The organism is Nonomuraea sp. NPDC052634 (assembly GCF_040678535.1).
GTDB lineage: Bacteria > Actinomycetota > Actinomycetes > Streptosporangiales > Streptosporangiaceae > Nonomuraea > Nonomuraea fastidiosa.
On sequence record NZ_JBFATY010000001.1, the window covers coordinates 1,738,717 to 1,758,004 of the forward strand.

Annotated in this window: 12 protein-coding genes; 3 read left to right on the top strand and 9 right to left on the bottom strand. The window is 71.2% G+C overall.

The annotated features are described in order from the left end of the window. Positions 1-21: 21 nt before the first annotated feature. Positions 22-987 carry a 2,3,4,5-tetrahydropyridine-2,6-dicarboxylate N-succinyltransferase gene (dapD, locus tag AB0K67_RS07835; protein WP_364054632.1) on the top strand — a complete coding sequence of 322 codons (966 nt, stop codon included), beginning with the start codon at positions 22-24 and terminating at the stop codon, positions 985-987. Positions 988-1,668: 681 nt separating this feature from the next. On the opposite strand, the gene pyk is transcribed toward dapD, so the two are convergent. The 7 genes from pyk to gltB all read right to left on the bottom strand — a co-directional run bounded on the left by pyk (position 1,669) and on the right by gltB (position 13,725). After that, complete coding sequence (gene pyk, locus AB0K67_RS07840; protein ID WP_364054635.1) at positions 1,669-3,099, bottom strand: pyruvate kinase; 1,431 nt, start codon at positions 3,097-3,099, stop codon at positions 1,669-1,671. Positions 3,100-3,134: 35 nt separating this feature from the next. Next, positions 3,135-3,485 carry a DUF2784 domain-containing protein gene (locus AB0K67_RS07845; protein WP_364054638.1) on the bottom strand — a complete coding sequence of 117 codons (351 nt, stop codon included), beginning with the start codon at positions 3,483-3,485 and terminating at the stop codon, positions 3,135-3,137. Further along, positions 3,482-5,155, bottom strand: coding sequence for a S8 family serine peptidase (locus AB0K67_RS07850; RefSeq protein ID WP_364054641.1), 1,674 nt, complete (start codon positions 5,153-5,155; stop codon positions 3,482-3,484). Before AB0K67_RS07850 ends, AB0K67_RS07845 begins: the two co-directional genes overlap by 4 nt. 240 nt (positions 5,156-5,395) lie before the next feature. After that, positions 5,396-6,913: an MDR family MFS transporter gene (locus AB0K67_RS07855; RefSeq protein WP_364054644.1), complete on the bottom strand. Its 1,518-nt coding sequence runs from the start codon at positions 6,911-6,913 to the stop codon at positions 5,396-5,398. 85 nt (positions 6,914-6,998) lie between these two features. Continuing rightward, the gene (locus tag AB0K67_RS07860) at positions 6,999-7,589 is read right to left on the bottom strand and encodes a TetR/AcrR family transcriptional regulator (protein WP_364054647.1); all 591 of its coding nucleotides are present in this window, start codon (positions 7,587-7,589) and stop codon (positions 6,999-7,001) included. Between the two features lie 137 nt (positions 7,590-7,726). Beyond that, a complete protein-coding gene (locus AB0K67_RS07865) occupies positions 7,727-9,205 on the bottom strand; it encodes a glutamate synthase subunit beta (protein ID WP_364054650.1) in 1,479 nt (492 codons plus the stop codon). 14 nt (positions 9,206-9,219) lie between these two features. Next, positions 9,220-13,725 carry a glutamate synthase large subunit gene (gene gltB / locus AB0K67_RS07870; RefSeq protein ID WP_364054653.1) on the bottom strand — a complete coding sequence of 1,502 codons (4,506 nt, stop codon included), beginning with the start codon at positions 13,723-13,725 and terminating at the stop codon, positions 9,220-9,222. 537 nt (positions 13,726-14,262) lie between these two features. On the opposite strand from gltB, the gene AB0K67_RS07875 reads away from it, so the two are divergent. Then, complete coding sequence (locus AB0K67_RS07875; RefSeq protein ID WP_364054656.1) at positions 14,263-15,807, top strand: bis-aminopropyl spermidine synthase family protein; 1,545 nt, start codon at positions 14,263-14,265, stop codon at positions 15,805-15,807. A 67-nt stretch (positions 15,808-15,874) separates the two neighbouring features. Here the strand turns inward: AB0K67_RS07875 and AB0K67_RS07880 are convergent, their stop codons facing one another. Together AB0K67_RS07880 and AB0K67_RS07885 are read right to left on the bottom strand one after the other, a co-directional pair. After that, positions 15,875-16,441, bottom strand: a complete 567-nt coding sequence (locus AB0K67_RS07880; protein ID WP_364054659.1) for a hypothetical protein — start codon at positions 16,439-16,441, stop codon at positions 15,875-15,877. A 23-nt stretch (positions 16,442-16,464) separates the two neighbouring features. Then, complete coding sequence (locus AB0K67_RS07885; RefSeq protein ID WP_364054662.1) at positions 16,465-17,217, bottom strand: hypothetical protein; 753 nt, start codon at positions 17,215-17,217, stop codon at positions 16,465-16,467. 771 nt (positions 17,218-17,988) lie between these two features. Between AB0K67_RS07885 and AB0K67_RS07890 the strand changes: the two genes are divergently transcribed. Beyond that, positions 17,989-18,258 carry a hypothetical protein gene (locus AB0K67_RS07890; RefSeq protein ID WP_364054665.1) on the top strand — a complete coding sequence of 90 codons (270 nt, stop codon included), beginning with the start codon at positions 17,989-17,991 and terminating at the stop codon, positions 18,256-18,258. Positions 18,259-19,288: the final 1,030 nt, after the last annotated feature.

Below are 19,288 nucleotides of genomic sequence, written 5' to 3' on the forward strand. Positions count from 1 at the left end.
CGGACCGGTATTTTTGGGCCCGTGACTGCTATCGACCCGACCTCGATCGGTGCCTTCGGCACCGGCCTGGCGACCATCGCCGCTGACGGCACCGTACTCGACACCTGGTTTCCCGCCCCTGAGCTGGGCGACGCGCCGGCCGCGGGCACGCGGCGGCTGTCCGGCGATGAGGCCGGGGAGCTGGCCGAGCTGACCGGCCCCGACGCGGCGCGCGGGGTGGAGGTGGTGGCGGTGCGCACCGGCATCGCCAAGCTCTCCGAGCCTCCGGCCGACGCGCACGACGTCTACCTGCGCCTGCACCTGCTGTCCGCGCGTCTGGTCCGCCCGCACGGGGTGAATCTCGACGGCATCTTCGGCCTGCTGGCCAACGTGGTGTGGACCAACTACGGGCCGTGCCCGGTGCCGGACTTCGAGCGGACCCGGCTGCGGCTGCGCGGGCGTGGGCCGGTGACGGTCTACGGGGTGGACAAGTTCCCCCGGATGGTCGATTACGTGCTGCCCTCCGGGGTGCGCATCGCCGACGCCGACCGCGTACGGCTGGGCGCCCACCTCGCCCCGGGCACCACGGTCATGCACGAGGGCTTCGTGAACTTCAACGCCGGCACGCTGGGCGCCTCGATGATCGAGGGCCGGGTGTCGGCCGGTGTGGTCGTCGGTGACGGCTCCGACGTGGGCGGCGGCGCCTCGATCATGGGAACGCTGTCGGGCGGCGGCAAGCAGGTCATCTCCATCGGCGAGCGCTGCCTGCTGGGCGCGAACGCGGGGCTCGGCATCTCGCTGGGCGACGACTGCGTGGTGGAGGCCGGCCTGTACGTCACGGCGGGCACCCGCGTGTCCCTGCCCGACGGCACCGTCGTCAAGGCGGCCGAGCTGTCGGGGTCCAACGGGATCCTGTTCCGGCGTAACTCGCAGACGGGCGTCGTGGAGGCGCTGCCGCGCCAGGGCGGCAAGGTCGAGCTCAACGCCGCCCTGCACGCCAACGACTGACTTGGCGAATGACTCCAGGTGGGCCGCCGTGGAGCGGGCGGCCCACCTCAGGGCGGACCTGGGGCAGGACCGCCCGGGGCGGACGCAGGCGGACGAGCGTCGCCGTCGGCGGCCCCAGCGCTTCCTTACCGGCGGCCCGAGCGCCCCACTGACCAGGCGGGTTGGGTGAGCGCCGAACGCGGGGCAAGCCCTGGCGGACCCGGCGGGTGCCCAACGAGCCGTGTCAGCACCATCACCACCGAACCGAGCAGGCACCTCACTAGCCGCGGGGCGACCAGCGGAGGGACCGAGCGGGCGTCCGGAGGGAGTTAGCGGGCGTCGAGCGGGCGCGAAGCGGGCCGTAGATCCAGCCCCGCCACGGGGCGAGCTGCGGTGCCCGGCACGCCGGCCGCGTCAGGAGCCGGTGGGGCGTCGCGCCGCCAGAGGGCCAGCGCCTCGGCGACCACGCCGAACACCGGACCGGCGAGCGGGCGTCGAGCGGGGCCAAAGCGGCACCGGAGGCAACCCCAGGACAGTGGCCACGCCAGGCAGACCGGGCGGGCCCGGCCAGTGCAGCCCCCGACCCCGGACGGGCCAGGCCCGTGCCTGCCTACCCTCCAGGCGAGCCGCACCGGTCGGATGGCCGGTGCCGGACCGGACCGGCGGGCCAGTCGAACGCCGGACGGCCCGGAACGCCGCCTGTCAGTGGGCGTGAGAGACCGCGGAACCGATGGTGTGGACGCGGAGCGCGTTGGTGGAGCCGGGCGTGCCGGGAGGCGAGCCGGCCACGATGACGACCTTGTCGCCCTTCTCCAGCCGTCCGAGCGACAGCAGCGACGCCTCGACCTGGCGCACCATGTCGTCCGTGTGGTGCACGAACGGCACGTGGAAGGTCTCCACGCCCCACGTCACCGAGAGCTGGCCGCGCACATGGGGTGCGGAGGTGAAGGCCAGCAGCGGGATGGGCGAGCGGTAGCGGGCCAGGCGGCGGGCGGTCTCGCCGGACATGGTGAACGCGATCAGCGCCTTGGCGCCGACGATGGCGCCCACCTCGGCCGCGGCCCTGGCGATGGCGCCGCCCGTGGTCTCGGGCATGCGGTCGAGGGTGTGGGTGGCCTGCAGGGAGGACTTCTCCGCGGCGCAGGCGATGCGGTCCATCGTGGAGACGGCCTCGACCGGGTAGTTGCCGACGGAGGTCTCTCCGGAGAGCATGATCGCGTCCGCGCCGTCCATGACCGCGTAGGCGACGTCGGAGGCCTCGGCGCGGGTGGGGCGCGGGGAGTTCATCATGGAGTCGAGCATCTGGGTGGCCACGATGACGGGGTGGGCCTTCTCGCGGCACAGCTCGATGATGCGGCGCTGGACGATCGGCACCTGCTCGAGCGGCAGCTCGACGCCGAGGTCGCCGCGGGCGACCATGATGCCGTCGAAGGCGTCGACGATCTCGGGGAGGCGCTCGACGGCCTGCGGCTTTTCGATCTTGGCGAGCAGCGGCAGGCGTACGGCCTCCTGCTCCATGATGTTGCGCACCACGTCGGCGTCGGACGGGCGGCGCACGAAGGACAGGGCGATCATGTCGAAGCCGGTGCGCAACGCCCAGCGCAGGTCGGCTTCGTCCTTGTCGGTCAGCGCGGGGGCGCTGACGTTGACGCCGGGCAGGTTGAGGCCCTTGTTGTCGGAGATCATGCCGCCGATGACGACGCGGGTGATGACGCGCTCGCCGTCGACCCTGGTGACCTCGAGCACGAGGCGGCCGTCGTCGACGAGGATGGTGTCGCCCGGGTGGACGTCTTTGGGCAGCCCCTTGTAGGTGGTGGAGACCTGCTCGCGGTCTCCCGGCACGTCTTCGGTGGTGATGGTGAAGACGTCGCCGAAGCCGAGCCTGACGGGGCCCTCCTCGAACGTGCCGACGCGGATCTTGGGGCCCTGCAGGTCGGCGAGCACGCCTACACCGCGGCCGAGGTCGGCCGCCACCTCCCTGACCCGGTCGTACACCTCTCTGTGCATGTCATGGTTGCCATGGCTGAGGTTGAACCGTGCGACGTCCATGCCGGCGGCGATGAGCTCGCGGAGGCGTTCCTTGGACGATGTGGCGGGGCCTAGAGTGCAGACGATTTTCGCGCGACGAGTCACGAGTCCTACCTTAATTGGTACAGACCACTTAACAGTCACTGACGACGGAGAACGTACCCGGCATAAGAGAACAGAACGAGAACGGCGACCCCCAGTCGCGCCACGTTCGTGTACTCCTCCGGGTAGATCACGCCTTCGATGTAGTGGTCGATGAAGCCGCTGGGGGGCAGGCCGTCCTGGCCCGCCTGGCGACGTGCCCAGTCTTCCACGAGTGTGAGCGGGCATTCGACGCCTGTCACGACCGACATGGCTCCCCAGGCGGCGACGGCGAGGTGGATCCAGATCGTGCGCGGCCAGCGCCAGGCCAGGAAGCCGCCCACGGCCATGTAGGCGAGAAAGGCGAAGTGCACCACCATCGCGGCGTCGGCGAGGAGGCGGTACATCATGGCTCGGCGGTTGCCGCCTTCCAGGCGTTCACGACGCCGTGACCGTAGAAGCCGTTGTCGGAGGTGCCGCCCTCGCACAGGTGTTTCTGGGTCTGTCCGAGTGAGTCGTAGGAGTACTCGCGCGGCGTGGGGCACGCCTTGGGTGTGGCGGTCTTGTAGAGCAGCTCCTGGACGGTGTCGGGGGCGAGTTCGAGCCCGCCCTTGCCGGGCTTGCCGAAGCGGCTGATGAGGATGGCGGCGACGCCGGTGGCGTGCGGCGCGGCCATGGAGGTGCCTTCGAGGTACTGGTAGTAGGAGCAGGTGCCGCGGGTGCAGTCGCGTACGACGTCGGCGCCCTTGGGCTTGCCGTCGCGGTCGATGCGGCCGGTGGCGCGCAGCACGTGTTCGGGTGCGGCGGCCAGGATGCCCCTGGTGGCGTTGATGCCCTGCCCGTCGAGTACGTCGCCGCCGGGGGCGGACAGGTCGGTCTGCTCCACGCCGTAATCGCTGTAGGCGGCCTTGCGGCCGGAGGGGCCGAGCGCGGAGACGGAGATGACGCCCTTGGACTCGGCGGGCACGTTGATGCAGGAGTTGTCGATCGTGCGGGTCTTCTCGTCGCCCTTGGGGTAGCCGGGGCTCTGCCTGTCGATCTTGGGCTTGCCGAGGTCGGTGGAGCCGTTGCCGAGGGCGGAGATGAGCGTGACGCCGCGTTCGCGCGCGTAGTCGAGCGCACGCTGCATGCCGGTGATGATGGCGCGCTGTTCGAGCTGCTGCTTCTTGGTGTCGGACTTGTTGGCGCGGCAGTTGAACAGCCAGGGGTCGACGTAGTAGCTCATGTTGACCACGTCGACGCCGATGTCGGCGGCGTAGGTGAGGGCGTCCATGCTGGGCTTGAGGAAGAAGAAGCCGGAGTCCTGGCCCGCCCTGATGTTGACGATCTGGACGCCGGGCGCCACGCCGGCGATGCCGATGCCGTTGATGGGCGAGGCGATGGTGCTGGCGACGTGGGTGCCGTGGCCGTCGTCGTCGACGTCCACGGGGTCCTTGCAGTCGCGGGCCTCGCAGGGGCCGTCGAGCGTCTCGCCGTAGTCGTCCTTGGGACGGTCGGTGACGAAGTTGCGGCTGAGCTCGCGGTTGAAGTTGGGCGCGATGTCGGGGTGCTTGCCGTCCACGCCGGTGTCGATGACGCCGACGAGGACCTTCTTGCTGCCGGGGACCTTGGCGTTGGCGCGGTCGGCGCCGATCATGCGCATGTCCCACTGGCGGGGGGCGAGCGGCTCTCCCTTGCGCTTGGTGAACGCCTGCTCGTCGGGCAGGGCCGCGGGGTTGGTGATGAATCGTCCCGCGGTACGGCCGATGCTGCGATCGGGGGTGACGCCGACGACGGAGGGGTCGTCGCCCACGGCCGCCTGGAAGCCGTCGCCGCCGCTGGCCAGGAGGTAGCCGAGCCTGGTGTCGTCGGAGAGGGCGGTGCCGCCGGCGCGTTCGACGGCGGCCTTGGCCTGGCCCTGGTGGCCCCACTCGTAGAAGACGAGGTATTCGGGCCGTCCTGGTTTCGGTTCCGGCTTGCGGTCGGCCTGGCTCGGTTCCGGCTTGGGGCCGGCCTGGCTCGGGTGCGGCGCGGTGGCCGAGCAGGCGGCGAGTGCGAGTGCGGCGGCCAGAGCCGTCATGCCCGAGGCGACACGCCGCATATCTCCCCCTACGCCTGAATGCCGCAGAATCTGAATCTTCCCGACAGTCAACCAGTGATGCAACCGAGTGGTGAAATTTCGGTCGATGGTGGGCGAAGGGGACCCCTCGTCCTGCCCCAGCTCACGGGCGCGTGACGGCCGTGCCTGCCCGTCGCTCGGCGACGGGCAGGCGGACAGGCGGACAGGCGGGTAGGCGGACAGGCGGGTAGGCGGGTAGGTGGGCAGTCAGCCGATCGGGCGTCAGGCGTGGTGACTCGGCTGGGCGTCGGGCTCGCGACGGCCGGGCCGTACGTCCGCGGCTTCCGACCCCAGCCGTACGTCCGGCAGGAAGGCCAGCAGCGCCGCCGCGACCAGCATGATCGGCCCCGTCCACGCGAACACCCCGGTGATCGCGTCGGCGAAGGCGAGCTGCGTGGCGTGCCGGGTGGCCTCGGGCAGCGCCTGGATGGCGGCGGGGGTGAGTGACTCCTGGCCGGGCGCGAGTCCGGCGGCGAAGACGCCGCCGAGCACGGACACGCCCACGGCGCCGCCGACGTTCCTGGCGAACGTGACGGCCGAGGTGGCGGCTCCCCGGTCGGCCACGGGCGCAGTGGTCTGGACGGCGAGCATGAGGTTCTGCCCCATCACGCCGAGCCCGAGCCCGCACAGCACCATGTACGCCCCCGACACGACCGGGCCGGTGGTCACGTCCATGGTGGAGAACAGGATTCCGGCGATTCCGGAGCAGACGGCACCGCCCACGATGATCCACTTGTAGCGGCCGAGCCTGGTCACGATCTGCCCGCCGAGCGTGGAGGCGACGATCATGCCGCCCATGAGCGGGAGCAGCAGCAGCCCGGAGTCGGCCGCGCCGGCGCCGCGCACGAGCTGGAGGAACATGGGCAGGAACGTCGCCATGCCGACCAGGGCGGTGGCCAGGAGCACGATGGTGACGACGGGGATGGTGAAGGAGCGCGAGCGGAACAGCCGCAGCGGCAGGATGGGCTCGGCGGCGGTCCGTTCGACGAGGACGAACAGCAGGCCGAGGAGCACCGCGCCGGCGCCGAGCCCGATGATGACGGGTGAGGTCCACGCGTATGTGCTGCCGGCCCATGAGGCGAACAGGGTCAGGCAGGTGAGCACCCCGGCGAGGAGCGCGGCGCCGAGCCAGTCGATGTGGTGCGGCGAGGTGCGCTTGGGCAGCTTGAGCACGGTGAAGGCGACGGCCAGGGCGAGGGCGCCGAGCGGCAGGTTGATGTAGAAGATCCAGCGCCAGGAGATGTGCTGGGTGAGGAAGCCGCCGACGAGCGGCCCGGCGATGGAGGCGATTCCGAAGACGGCGCCGAACAGGCCTTGGAAACGGGCGCGTTCGCGGGGTGTGGACACGTCGGCGACGATGGTCAAGGTCAGCACCATGAGGCCGCCCGCGCCGATGCCCTGGAAGGCTCGGAAGGCGATGAGCTGCCCCATCGACTGGGCGACGCCGCACAGGGCGGAGCCGATGAGGAAGAGCACGATGGCCGCGAGGTAGAGGGTGCGGCGGCCGTACATGTCGCTGAGCTTGCCGAACAGCGGGGTGGCGATGCCGGAGGTCAGGGCGAACGCGGTGACCACCCAGGACAGGCTCTCAAGCCCGTGCAGCTCCCCCACGATGGTGGGCATGGCGGTGGCCACGACGGTCTGGTCGAGCGCGGCCAGGAACAGGGTGAGCATGAGTGACCCCATGACCACCCACAGTGTTCGCCGTGAGGTGGACTGCTGGGGGTTTGTCGCTACCATGAGCAGACTCCTTGCTTCTTTTTCGCGAGAGGGCAGGAGTGATCCGCGGCGATCGGGGGTGCCACCCCGGTCGCCGCCTTTGTCTTCAGGAGAGTCGAAATCCGTTTTCGAGCAGGGTGAACGCCTCCTCGATCAGCTCCTCGACCGGCCCGCCGCCGGCCACCGACTCCTGCACGGCCGAGACGGCCGCGCCGAAGGTGGCGACGACGAGGAGCCTGGCGTGCAAGGCGCCGGTGACGCCGGGACGGCTCCTGACGGCGCCCAGCAGGCTCTCCAGCAGCTTCGTCTCGTCGGCGGCCCTGGCCTTGGCGGCCAGCTCGGGGTAGCGGTTGCGCAGCTCCATGAACGGCTTGAGGTCGGCCATGACCGGCCGCAGCCGCTGCGCGAGCGCACGCGCCACGACCTTGAGCGACTGGAAGGCGGGCTCGTCCGCGGGCCTGGCGCTGAGCAGCTCGATGAACTCCTCGGGCGTCCACAGCGGCACGGGAGCGAGCGCCTCCTCCTTGGAGGCGAAGTAGTTGAAGAAGGTGCGCGGCGAGATGTCGGCCGCCGCGCTGATGGCCTCGACGGTGGCGGCTTCGAGCCCCTGGTCGAGCGCGATGCGGACGGCGGCGTTCCTGATCGCCTGCCGCTTTTCGGCTCGGCGGCGCTCGCGCCGCTCCTGCGGACTCTCCATGCTTTGCACTATATGCACCTTTTGCAGACTCTGCAAGTCATGCAGGTCATGCAAAGAATGCATGACCTGTAATCCGTACAGACCCTGCAAAAACCAAAGCGCCCGCCACAGGGGCGGGCGCTTCAGAAGAGGCGGGCTCAGACGAGCGGACGCGCGGTCGGCAGGATCGGGTACGGCAGCGCCGTGTCGCCCGTGAGGTACCGGTCCACGCCGGAGGCGGCGGAGCGCCCCTCGGCGATGGCCCACACGATGAGCGACTGGCCGCGCCCCATGTCACCGGCCACGAAGACGCCGTCGACCTTCGACATGTACGTCTTGTCGCGCGCCACGTTGCCCCTGGCGTCGAAGAAGCCGTCACCGGCGACCTCGGCCAGGTCCTGCAGCAGCGGGCCCTTCTCCGGCCCCAGGAAGCCCATGGAGAGCGTGACCAGCTCGGCCGGGATCTCCCGCTCGGTGCCGGGGATGGGCTTGAACCCGGTCTGCGGCCCCTCGACCTCGACCAGGCGCAGCGCCCGCACGTTGCCGTCCTCGTCGCCGACGAACTCGGTGGTGGAGACCGCGTACATGCGCTCTCCGCCCTCCTTGGCCAGCTCCTCGTGGGCGCTCTCCATCTTGAACAGCATCGGGTACGTCGGCCACGGCTGGCTGGCCGGCCGCGTGGCGGGCGGCTGCGGCATGATCTCCAGCTGGGTGACCGACTTGGCGCCCTGGCGGATGGCGGTGCCGATGCAGTCGGCGCCGGTGTCGCCGCCGCCGATCACGACGACGTGCTTGCCCTCGGCCGAGACGGGCGAGACGGGGAAGTCGCCCTCCTGGACCTTGTTGGACAGCGGCAGGTACTCCATCGCCTGGTAGATGCCCTTGAGCTCGCGCCCCGGCACCGGCAGGTCGCGCCACTGGGTGGCGCCGCCGGACAGCACCACGGCGTCGAACTGCTCGCGCAGCTCGGCGGCGGTGATGTCGACGCCGACGTTGACGCCGGTGCGGAACTCGGTGCCCTCGGCCCGCATCTGCTCCAGGCGGCGGTCGATGTGCCGCTTCTCCATCTTGAACTCGGGGATGCCGTAGCGCAGCAGGCCGCCGATGCGGTCGGCCCGCTCGAACACCACCACGTCATGCCCGGCCCTGGTGAGCTGCTGGGCGGCGGCCAGACCGGCCGGTCCCGAGCCGACGACCGCGACCTTCTTGCCGGTCTTGACGGCCGGCGGCTGCGGCCGCACCCACCCCTCGGCGAACGCGCGGTCGATGATCTCGACCTCGACCCGCTTGATCGTCACCGGGTCGGAGTTGATGCCGAGCACGCACGCCGCCTCACACGGAGCCGGGCAGAGCCGGCCGGTGAACTCGGGGAAGTTGTTGGTGGCGTGCAGCCGCTCGATCGCCTCGCGCCAGTCGGTGCGATAGACCAGGTCGTTCCACTCGGGGATGAGGTTGCCCAGCGGGCAGCCGTTGTGGCAGAACGGGATGCCGCAGTCCATGCAGCGGGCCGCCTGCTTGGTCAGCTTCTCGCGGGGGAAGTCCTCGTAGACCTCCCGCCAGTCGCTGATGCGGACGTCGACGGGACGGCGCGCCGGCAGCTCCCGCTCGTGCGTGAGGAAACCCTTCGGGTCAGCCATTCGGTACGCCTCCCTTAACCCTGAACCGCGGCCGCCATGACGGCCTCGTCGATGTCCCTGCCCTCGATGCGCGCGGCCTCGGCGGCCTCGAGCACCCGCTTGTAGTCGGTCGGCATGATCTTGCCGAACCTGGCCAGCGCCGCGTCCCAGTCGGCCAGCAGCTGCTTGGCGACCGGCGAGCCGGTCTCCGCGAAGTGCTTCTCGACGGTCTCCTTGAGGAACTCGGCGTCCGCCTCGGTGAGCTCCTCGATGGCGACCATCTCGCGGTTGACCCGCTCGGGCTTGAGGTCCAGCAGGTACGCGATGCCGCCCGACATGCCGGCCGCGAAGTTGCGCCCGGTGGGTCCGAGCACCACGGCCCGGCCGCCGGTCATGTACTCGCAGCCGTGGTCGCCGACGCCTTCGACGACGGCCGTGGCGCCGGAGTTGCGCACGCAGAACCGCTCGCCCACGACGCCGCGGATGAACACCTCGCCGGAGGTGGCGCCGTAGAGGGCGACGTTGCCGGCGATGATGTGGCCGTCGAGCGGCGCCTCCTCGTGCGGCCTGACGATGATGCGCCCGCCGGACAGCCCCTTGCCGACGTAGTCGTTGGCGTCGCCGGTCAGCCGCAGCGTGATCCCGCGCGGCACGAACGCGCCGAACGAGTTGCCCGCCGAGCCGGTGAAGGAGATGTCGATGGTGTTGTCGGGCAGCCCCTTGCCGCCGTGCCGCTTGGTCACCTGGTAGCCGAGCATGGTGCCGACCGTGCGGTTGACGTTGCGGATGGGCAGCTCCAGCGTGACCGGGGTGCCGTCGTCGATGGCGCCCTCGGCGAGCTGGATGAGCGTGTTGTCGAGCGCGTGCTCCAGCCCGTGGTCCTGCTCGACGACCTTGCGCAGCGCGGTGCCCGCGGGCAGCTCGGGCTTGTGCAGGATCGGCGACAGGTCGAGGCCGTTCGCCTTCCAGTGCTCCTCGGCCGCGGTGGTGTCGAGCATCTCGACGTGGCCGATCGCCTCGTCGAGCGAGCGGAAGCCCAGTTCGGCCAGGTATTCGCGGATCTCCTCGGCGATGAACTCGAAGAAGTTGACCACGAACTCCGGCTTGCCGGTGAAGCGCTTGCGCAGCTCGGGGTTCTGCGTGGCCACGCCCACCGGGCAGGTGTCGAGGTGGCAGACCCGCATCATGACGCAGCCGGAGACGACCAGCGGCGCGGTGGCGAAGCCGTACTCCTCGGCGCCGAGCAGCGCCGCGATGACGACGTCGCGGCCGGTCTTGAGCTGGCCGTCCACCTGCACCACGATGCGGTCGCGCAGGCCGTTGAGCAGCAGCGTCTGCTGGGTCTCCGCCAGGCCGAGCTCCCAGGGGGCGCCGGCGTGCTTGAGCGAGGTCAGCGGCGATGCGCCGGTGCCGCCGTCGTGGCCGGAGATGAGCACCACGTCGGCGTGCGCCTTCGACACGCCGGCCGCGACCGTGCCGACACCGACCTCGGCGACCAGCTTCACGTGGACCCGAGACTCCGGGTTGGCGTTCTTCAGGTCGTGGATGAGCTGGGCGAGGTCCTCGATCGAGTAGATGTCGTGGTGCGGCGGCGGCGAGATGAGGCCGACGCCGGGCGTGGAGTGGCGGGTCTTCGCGATCCACGGGTAGACCTTGTGGCCGGGAAGCTGGCCGCCCTCGCCGGGCTTGGCGCCCTGCGCCATCTTGATCTGCAGGTCGTCGGCGTTGACCAGGTATTCGGAGGTGACGCCGAAGCGTCCCGAGGCGACCTGCTTGATCGCCGACCTGCGGGCCGGGTCGTACAGGCGCTCGGGCTCCTCGCCGCCCTCACCGGTGTTGGACTTGCCGCCGAGCCGGTTCATCGCGATGGCGAGCGTCTCGTGGGCCTCCCTGGAGATGGAGCCGTACGACATCGCGCCGGTGGAGAACCGCTTGACGATGCTCTCGACGGGCTCGACCTCCTCGATGGGGATCGACTTGCCCTTGCGGAGCTTGAACAGGCCGCGCAGGGTCATCAGCCGCTCCGACTGGGAGTCCACGAGCCTCGTGTACTCCTTGAAGATCTCGTAGCGGCGGGTCCTGGTGGCGTGCTGCAGCTTGAAGACGGTCTCGGGGTTGAACAGGTGCGGCTCGCCCTCGCGCCGCCACTGGTACTCGCCGCCGACCTGGAGCCTGCGGTGCGGGTTCTCCACCCGCGGGTAGGCGTGGCGGTGACGCTGGGCGACCTCCTCGGCCAGCACGTCGAAGCCGACGCCGCCGAGGCGCGAGGTGGTGCCGGTGAAGCAGGAGTCGATGACCTCCTGGCTCAGGCCGAGCGCCTCGAAGATCTGCGCGCCGGTGTAGGAGGCCACCGTGGACACGCCCATCTTCGACATGATCTTGATGACGCCCTTGCCGTACGCCTTGATCAGGTTGCGCACGGCCTTGTGCTTGTCGACCTTGAGCACCCCGCTGTCGACCAGGTCCTCGATGGTCTCGATGGCGAGGTACGGGTTGATCGCGGCGGCACCGTAGCCGATCAGCAGCGCCATGTGGTGGCACTCGCGGGCCTCGCCGGTCTCGATGACCAGGCCGATCTTGGTGCGGGTCTTCTCCTGGATGAGGTGGTGGTGCACCGCGCCCGTCAGCAGCAGCGACGGGATGGGCGCCAGCGTGTCGTTGGAGCCGCGGTCGCTCAGCACGATGATGCGGGCGCCGTCGGCGATCGCCCTGGACGCCTCGGCCCTGATCTCCTCCAGCCGCCGCAGCAGCGCCTGGCCGCCGCCGGCGACCTCGTACAGGCCGCTGATGACGTACGGGTGGAAGCCCGGCAGGTCGTGCTCGTCGTTGATGTGGATGATCTTGGCGAGCTCGTCGTTGTCGATCACCGGGTACGGCAGCACGAGCTGGCGGCAGGAGCTCGGCCCCGGGTCGAGCAGGTTGCCCTCGGGCCCGAGCGTGCTGGCCAGCGAGGTGACCAGCTCTTCCCTGATGGCGTCCAGCGGCGGGTTGGTGACCTGCGCGAACAGCTGGGTGAAGTAGTCGAACAGCAGCCGCGGCTTCTCGCTCAGCACGGCCACGGGCGTGTCGGTGCCCATGGAGCCGATCGGCTCCTGGCCGGTGCGCGCCATCGGCGACAGGATGATGCGCAGCTCCTCTTCGGTGTAGCCGAAGGTCTGCTGCCGCTTGACGAGCGCCTCGTGCGTGGGGATCTCCCGCTGGCGGGCGGGCAGCTCTTCGAAGCGGACGAGCCCGGCGTGCAGCCAGTCGGCGTACGGCTGCTCGGCGGCGAGCTCCGCCTTGATCTCGTCGTCCTCGATGATCTTGCCGCGGGCGGTGTCGATGAGGAACATCCGGCCCGGCTGCAGGCGGCCCTTGCGGACGACGTCCTCAGGGGCGATGTCCAGCACGCCAGCCTCGGAGGCCAGCACGACCAGGCCGTCGGCGGTCACCCAGAAACGACCGGGGCGCAGGCCGTTACGGTCGAGCACGGCGCCCGCGACGGTGCCGTCGGTGAACGTGATCGAGGCGGGGCCGTCCCATGCCTCCATCATCGTGGAGTGGAACTCGTAGAACGCGCGCCGCGCGGGGTCCATCTCCGTGTGGTTCTCCCACGCCTCGGGGATCATCATGAGCACGGCGTGAGGGAGGCTGCGGCCGCCCATGTGGAGCAGCTCGAGCGCTTCGTCGAAGCTGGCGGTGTCGCTGCCATCCGGGTCACAGATGGGGAAAAGTCGCGAAATATCGCCCGGGATGTGGGCAGAGGCCAGCATCGCCTCGCGCGCCCGCATCCAGTTGCGATTGCCCTTGACCGTGTTGATCTCGCCGTTGTGGGCGATGAAGCGGTAGGGGTGGGCCAGCGGCCAGCTCGGGAACGTGTTGGTGGAGAAGCGCGAGTGCACCAGCGCGATCGCCGTCTTGTAACGCTCGTCGCTCAGGTCGGGGAAGAACGGCTCGACCTGCTCGGGCGTCAGCATGCCCTTGTAGACGATCGTCCGCGAGGACAGCGAGGGGAAGTACACCTTCGCCTCGTGCTCGGCCCGCTTGCGCAGGCAGAACGCCAGCCGGTCGAGGTCGAGCCCGGAACGACCGCCCGGGTCGGCCACGAACAGCTGCGCGAAGTGGGGCATCACAGCCCGCGCGCTCGGACCCGGCAGGTCGCGGTCGACGGGCAGCTCCCGCCAGCCGAGCACGGTCAGGCCCTCCTCGGCCGCGATCTCCTCGATCAGGCGGACGGCGGCCGCCCTGGCCTCGTCCTCGACCGGAAGGAAGGCGATGCCGGCCGCGTACGAACCGGCTTCGGGCAGCGTGAACGGCACACTGGCCCGGAAGAACTCATCGGGGATCTGCGTGAGGATACCGGCTCCGTCGCCGGTGTCAGGCTCGCTACCCTTGGCCCCCCGGTGATCGAGATTGCACAACGCCGTCAGCGCCTTGACCACAATGCCGTGATCACGCCGTCCCGCGACGTCGGCGACCATGGCGACACCGCAGGCGTCATGCTCGTTGGCGGGGTGGTAAAGACCCTGAGGCTCGGGGAACCCGAGGCGGGCAGCAGGCATTGAATCCCTCCCGTCGTCTTTCGTCTGTCTGGAACCGCTGTACAGGCGAGGGACGACGTTGGCCCTGCTGCATATCGTGGGTAGAGGTTACCTCACCCTGCCGGAATGGTGCCCGCCGCGTCCGTATTGCGAACATTTGGGCAGGTCCCGGCATCCGAACTTCCCATCCCAAACCCCGGACACCTGGCGCGGAATTCCCGCTGTAGACGGCGATCCCGGCGAGCGGGATCGAGTCCTCCCCCGGCCCCTTGAGGCCGGCACACGCTACCCCAGCCCGCGCCCCTGGCCCGGCTCCACGCGCGCCTTCCCCACCTCCACCCGCACCAGCCTCCGGACGCGCTTACTCCACACCTCCACATCCACCCCCACGAGCCCATGGGTGCGCTCCTCCCCCGGCGCCTCCGTCTTCGCCCGCACGGCCCCCACACCCCGGTCTCCCTGACCAGCGCCCACCCTCACCAGCGACATCGACGACCTGGCCGCAAGCGGGCGGCGTCAGGCGAGATCTTGGGGCCGCGGCACCGATAGGGTTCGCTCATGGAGCGCGACGGGGTGGAACGGCTGCTCACCGAGGCCGGGGCCGACAGCAGGCGGCTGCGGCACGCCCTGGCCCTGCTGTGCGACGGCCAGTGGTGGACGCTGCCCGACCTGGTCAGGGAGACCGCGACGTCACGGCGTACCATCGAGGCCCTGCTCGGAGAGCTGGTCCTGGAGCGCGACGGCGACCGGATGCGGGTCCCGCCCATCGACACCCCCGCCTATCAGGACCTCATCGCGGTCGCGCCGCCTCCTGAGGACCCGGTCGCGCACCTCGTCCCCCATTACGCCCACGTGCTCGACCGCCTCACCGGCCTCGTCGCCAAGGCGCCGCGCGCCCGCCACGTGCTCGACCACGTCTCCGCGACGCCCGGCACCGTGCTGCGGCGGGCGCTGCTGCTCGGTGCCCGGTTCTGGCTGCCCGGCGCGCGGCTGCTGTGCGTGGGCGACCACGACCTCACCTCGCTGGCCGTCAAGCTGGTGCATCCCGAGACGGACGTGACGGTGGTGGACGTCGACGAGCGCATCCTGGCCTACATCGACGAGCAGCGGCTGGGGGTCCGTACGCGCTGGGCCGACCTGCGGCTCGGCCTGCCTGCCTCGGCACGCGACCACGACCTGGCGCTCACCGATCCCCCGTACACGCCGGAGGGCATCGGCCTGTTCGTGGCGCGCGCGGTGGAGGGGTTGCGCGAGGACGGGCGGGTACTGCTGGCGTACGGGGCGAGCGAGCGTACGCCGATGCTGGCGTTCAAGGTCCAGCAGGAGCTGACCGAGCTGAACCTCGCCTACGAGGCCATCTATCCCGACTTCAACCGGTATCTCGGGGCGGAGGCCATCGGCTCGGCCGCCGACCTGTACATCCTGCGTCCCACCAGCAAGACCCGCCCCGCTGTGCAGTCACGCCTGTCACGCCAGTCCACGGCCATCTACACGCAGGGGCCGCAGGCGGTCGAAAGCGCGGGTCCGTCCGTGGCCCCGGCCGAGGCGCTCGCGGACTTCGAGCCGGACCTGCTGGTCGGCGAGTGGCCCAAGGAGCTCTCCCAGCCCCGGGTCAGGCTCTCGACGTGGCTCGCCAAGCCCTACGCCGCCACGCCGTCCCGGGTGGCCGTCGCCGTGCCGCCCGGCCTGGAGGCGGCGCTTGCGCGCCTGCTGCTGGCCACGCGCGCGGAGCACGTCCGCGTCGTCGGCTCGGCTCTGCCGCCTCTCCCCGAGGTTCTCACCACCGTGTACGAGGTGCGCAACGCGAGCGAGACGGCCTTCGACGCCGTACGACGCCCTCAGCCCACCGGCGAGGCCGAGACGGTGCTGCGCAGGATCCTCGACAATGGGCACGGCAAGCTCGCCAACTCCTGGCGCGAGGGCCTGATCGCGGTCGCCCGGGCCCAGGGCACGACGCTCACCAAGAACGAGGCCCGCGCCCTGATCCGCGAGGCCGCGGGCTGGTCGGAGGGGCTGACCCCGATCGAGGCGCCCCTGCACCGGCTGTCCGCCCTGCCGTCCGCCGTTCAGACGACGGTGACCGCGCTCACCAGCACGACTTGACCACGCGTCAGATGCGGCTCCGAACCAGACGTCAGGTGGCCGTCACGATACGGCTCCGGGCCAGGCGTCAGGTGGCCGCCACGATGCGATCCTGGACCACCCGTCCCAGGCCGTCGAGCGCGATGAGTGCGGTGACCAGGTCCTGTGCGGACGCCTTGCCGCCCACCCAGCTCACCGTCACGTAGTGCCCCATGGCCCGGACCTGGGCGCTGCTGCCTTTGACGTCGAACGGGATGTCCTGCCGTACGAACGCGTCCTGGCGCAGCGCCGCCACCAGCGCGTCGGCCGCCTTGCCGTCGGCGAGGTTGAAGATGACGAACTGGCCGGCCAGGGAACCGCCCTTGTACGTCGCCCGCAGCGCCTGCGTGCACCCCTCGGCCGAGGCGCCCACGAGGAGTTCGGAGCAGTCGGTGAACGCGTCCGCCGCGACCCGCTTCAGGGTCCCCAGGGTCTCGGACGAGGCGGGGAAGACCTCATCGGGGGTGAGCGGCGCGGCGTCGCTCTGACGGCTGTCGATGGCCGCGTAAAAGGCGGAGGTGGACTCGGCACGCAGGGCGGACGGGCGCGGTGTCTCGGCCCCGAACCACAGCCACCCGGCCACGCCGAGGCCCACGACCAGCACAAGGGCCGCCACGGACAGAAGCACACGCCTGGACATCAGGACGACGGCCCCGTGATCGACACGACCCGGCGGTAGACCGCCTTCTCGGCGCCGCGCAGGGCGAGGGTGAGCGTGACGTAGTCGTCCTTCGCGGTGGGCTCGGCGCCGTCCACCCGGCCCAGCCACACCAGGCCGACGTAGTGGCCGAGCGCGTAACCGCCCGCCTCGGAGTAGCCGCCGGGCGGGAAGACGGCCTTGCCGGACGACAGCGGCTGCACCCAGCCGCCCCGATAGAGCACCTTCAGCTGCTCCACCAGCTCGCCCGCCGACTCGGCGTCCTCAAGGTTGAGCAGCGTGTACTGGCCCACGTAGCGGCCGTCGGAGCTGAGATACAGGCCGCGGGCGGTCTGGGTGCAGCCCGCGTCCTCCGCCAGTTGCAGCAACTCCTCCCCCTGCAACGCCTGCGTACAGTCGCTGTCGAGCTTCTTGGCGGCGAGCTTCAGCTTGAGCTTCTTGGAGACGGTCAGCTCCTTCTGGCTGAACACCTCCTTCTCCGTCAGCGGCTTGGCGTCCTTCGCGCGCTCCGCCACGGGGTCGAACAGCTTGGGCGACTCCCAGCCGTGGAACACCGCGGGCAGCACCGCGTCCGGCGCGAGCACCGCCGCCGTGGCCTGCCTCTCCGGCTGGTACGTCCCCAGCGACCTGACCACGGACACGAACCCGACCCCGGCCGCGATCACCCCGACCACCGTCGCGATGATCACCAGCAGCCGCTGACGCTCCGGCGGCATGCCCATCTCGGTGAGCACCGGGAACTGCCAGTCGGACCGCGGCGTCCTCCGCCGCTTGCGCGACGCCGCCTTGCCATCATCCAGACCGCCGTCCCGCCCGTCGGGCCGTGCACTGGCGTCCGACCGCCCATCAGGCCGAGCGCCGGCACCCGGCCGCCCATCGGATCGAGCGCCCGCGCCCGACCGCCCATCGGCGCGAGGAGCCGCGTCCGGCCACTCATCGGACTGAGAGCCGGCGTCCGACCGCCGCCCGGCGCGAGGAGCCGCGTCCGGCCACTCATCGGACTGAGAGCCGGCGTCCGACCGCCGCCCGGCGCGAGGACCCGCGTCCGGCCACTCATCGGACTGAGAGCCGGCGTTCGGCCCCTCGGCGCCGTCATCCCGCGTACGCCCGCCGCTCCCGGGCCGACCGGCCGCCCGCTTACGGCTCGCGACGATCCCGCCCGGCGGCATGCCCAGGCCGAGCTCGTCCTCCGGTCCAGCCGAAATACCGGATCCGCTCTCCGCCCGCGACCCGGCCTCGGACTCCTCACCGGACCGCTTGCCGCCGCCCTTGCCCCGGCCACGCCCCAGCAGCCCCAAACGCCGCCGCTGCGAACCACCCTCGTCCGCGCCGGGGTCGGCGCTCCAGAAGTCCTCGTCGCCGTCGTCCGCAGCCCAGCCGCCGTCGCCCGAGGCGTCGGCCCGGCTCTGACCCTTGCCGCGGCCCCGGCCATCACTCTCAGCAGCAGCCCGACGACGGTCCTTATCACGACCGGCCCTTCGGCGGCCGTCAGGGTCACCGGCAGCGTGGCCAAGCCCCGCCTCGCCAGCATCCCCGACGGGCTCAGCCTCGGCGCCCCGGCCACGACCAGCGCCCTCGCCAAGGTGACGGTCGCCGCGACCGGCAGCCCGACGGCCACCACCCTCGGCACCGGCCCGTCCCCGGCGGCCCCCATCGGGGGCAGCGTGGCCGAGGCCGACGACCTCGGCTTCATCGGGACCACCATGGCCTTCAGCCCGAGCGCGACCATCAGGCTGAGCTGCTCCCCAGCCCTGGTCGTCACGGCCCGTGGCTGACCGGCCGCTGTCGCCGCTCGCGCGCCGTCGGCCTCGACCGGCAGCACGCCCACCGTCCTCGGGCGTGGCAGCCGAACGGTCACCGCCCGCGAACCCGTCGCCCTCATCGGCGACCGACCGCCGCCCCCGACCATACGCGGCGCGCCCATCACCGTCCGGCCCGGCCGCCGGCCACTCACCACTGGCGGCAGACCCGGCCACCGGCCACTCACCGCTGACAGCCGATGCAGCCGACGACCGCTCCCCACCAGAAGACGGCCTGCCCACCGGCCACTCACCACTGGCAGACGGCCGACCAGCCGGCCACTCACCACTCGCGGGAGACCCGGCCACCGGCCACTCACCACTGACAGCCGATGCAGCCGACGACCGCTCCCCACCAGAAGACGGCCTGCCCACCGGCCACTCACCGCTAGCGGACGGCCTGCCTGCCGGCCACTCTCCGCTGGCAGGCTGGGCGCCCTGCTCGGCTCGGCGAGCAGCCCTGCGCCCGAGCCGACCGCGCGCGGAACGCCTGGACGGCTCACCCTCGGATCGGCCCTCAGCACCCGATCCCCAGACGTCGCCCGAGCCCGTTACCGCCTGACCGGCTCCCGTTGCCGCCTGACCGCCCTCGTCACCGGACGCCGACGGCCTGCCGCTCTCGGCCGCCTGCCAGCCGCCGCTCCGGGTCCCGGCACCGTGCCTCCCGGGGTCCGTCCCAGCGGCCGACCAGACATCGCCGGCCGTTCCGTCACCCGTCGCGGGCCACCCACCGGCGTCCGTGCCCGTGTCGGCAGACCGGCCGTGACGACGCGAGCGCCGCCCCGCCGAACGTCCTCTCCTGCCGCCCTCGGCCTCCGCCTCCGGCACCGCGTCACCGGCCGGGCGACCGCTCCCAGGCTCACCGCCGTCTCCAGCGGAACGCCCCTCGCCGATGAACCAACTACCAGTGCCAGGCCGGCTGCCACCCGAGGCACCAAGGTCACCGACACCCCACCCGCCGGTCCCCGACCGACCATCACCGGCAGCCCAGCCACCGGTGCCCGAT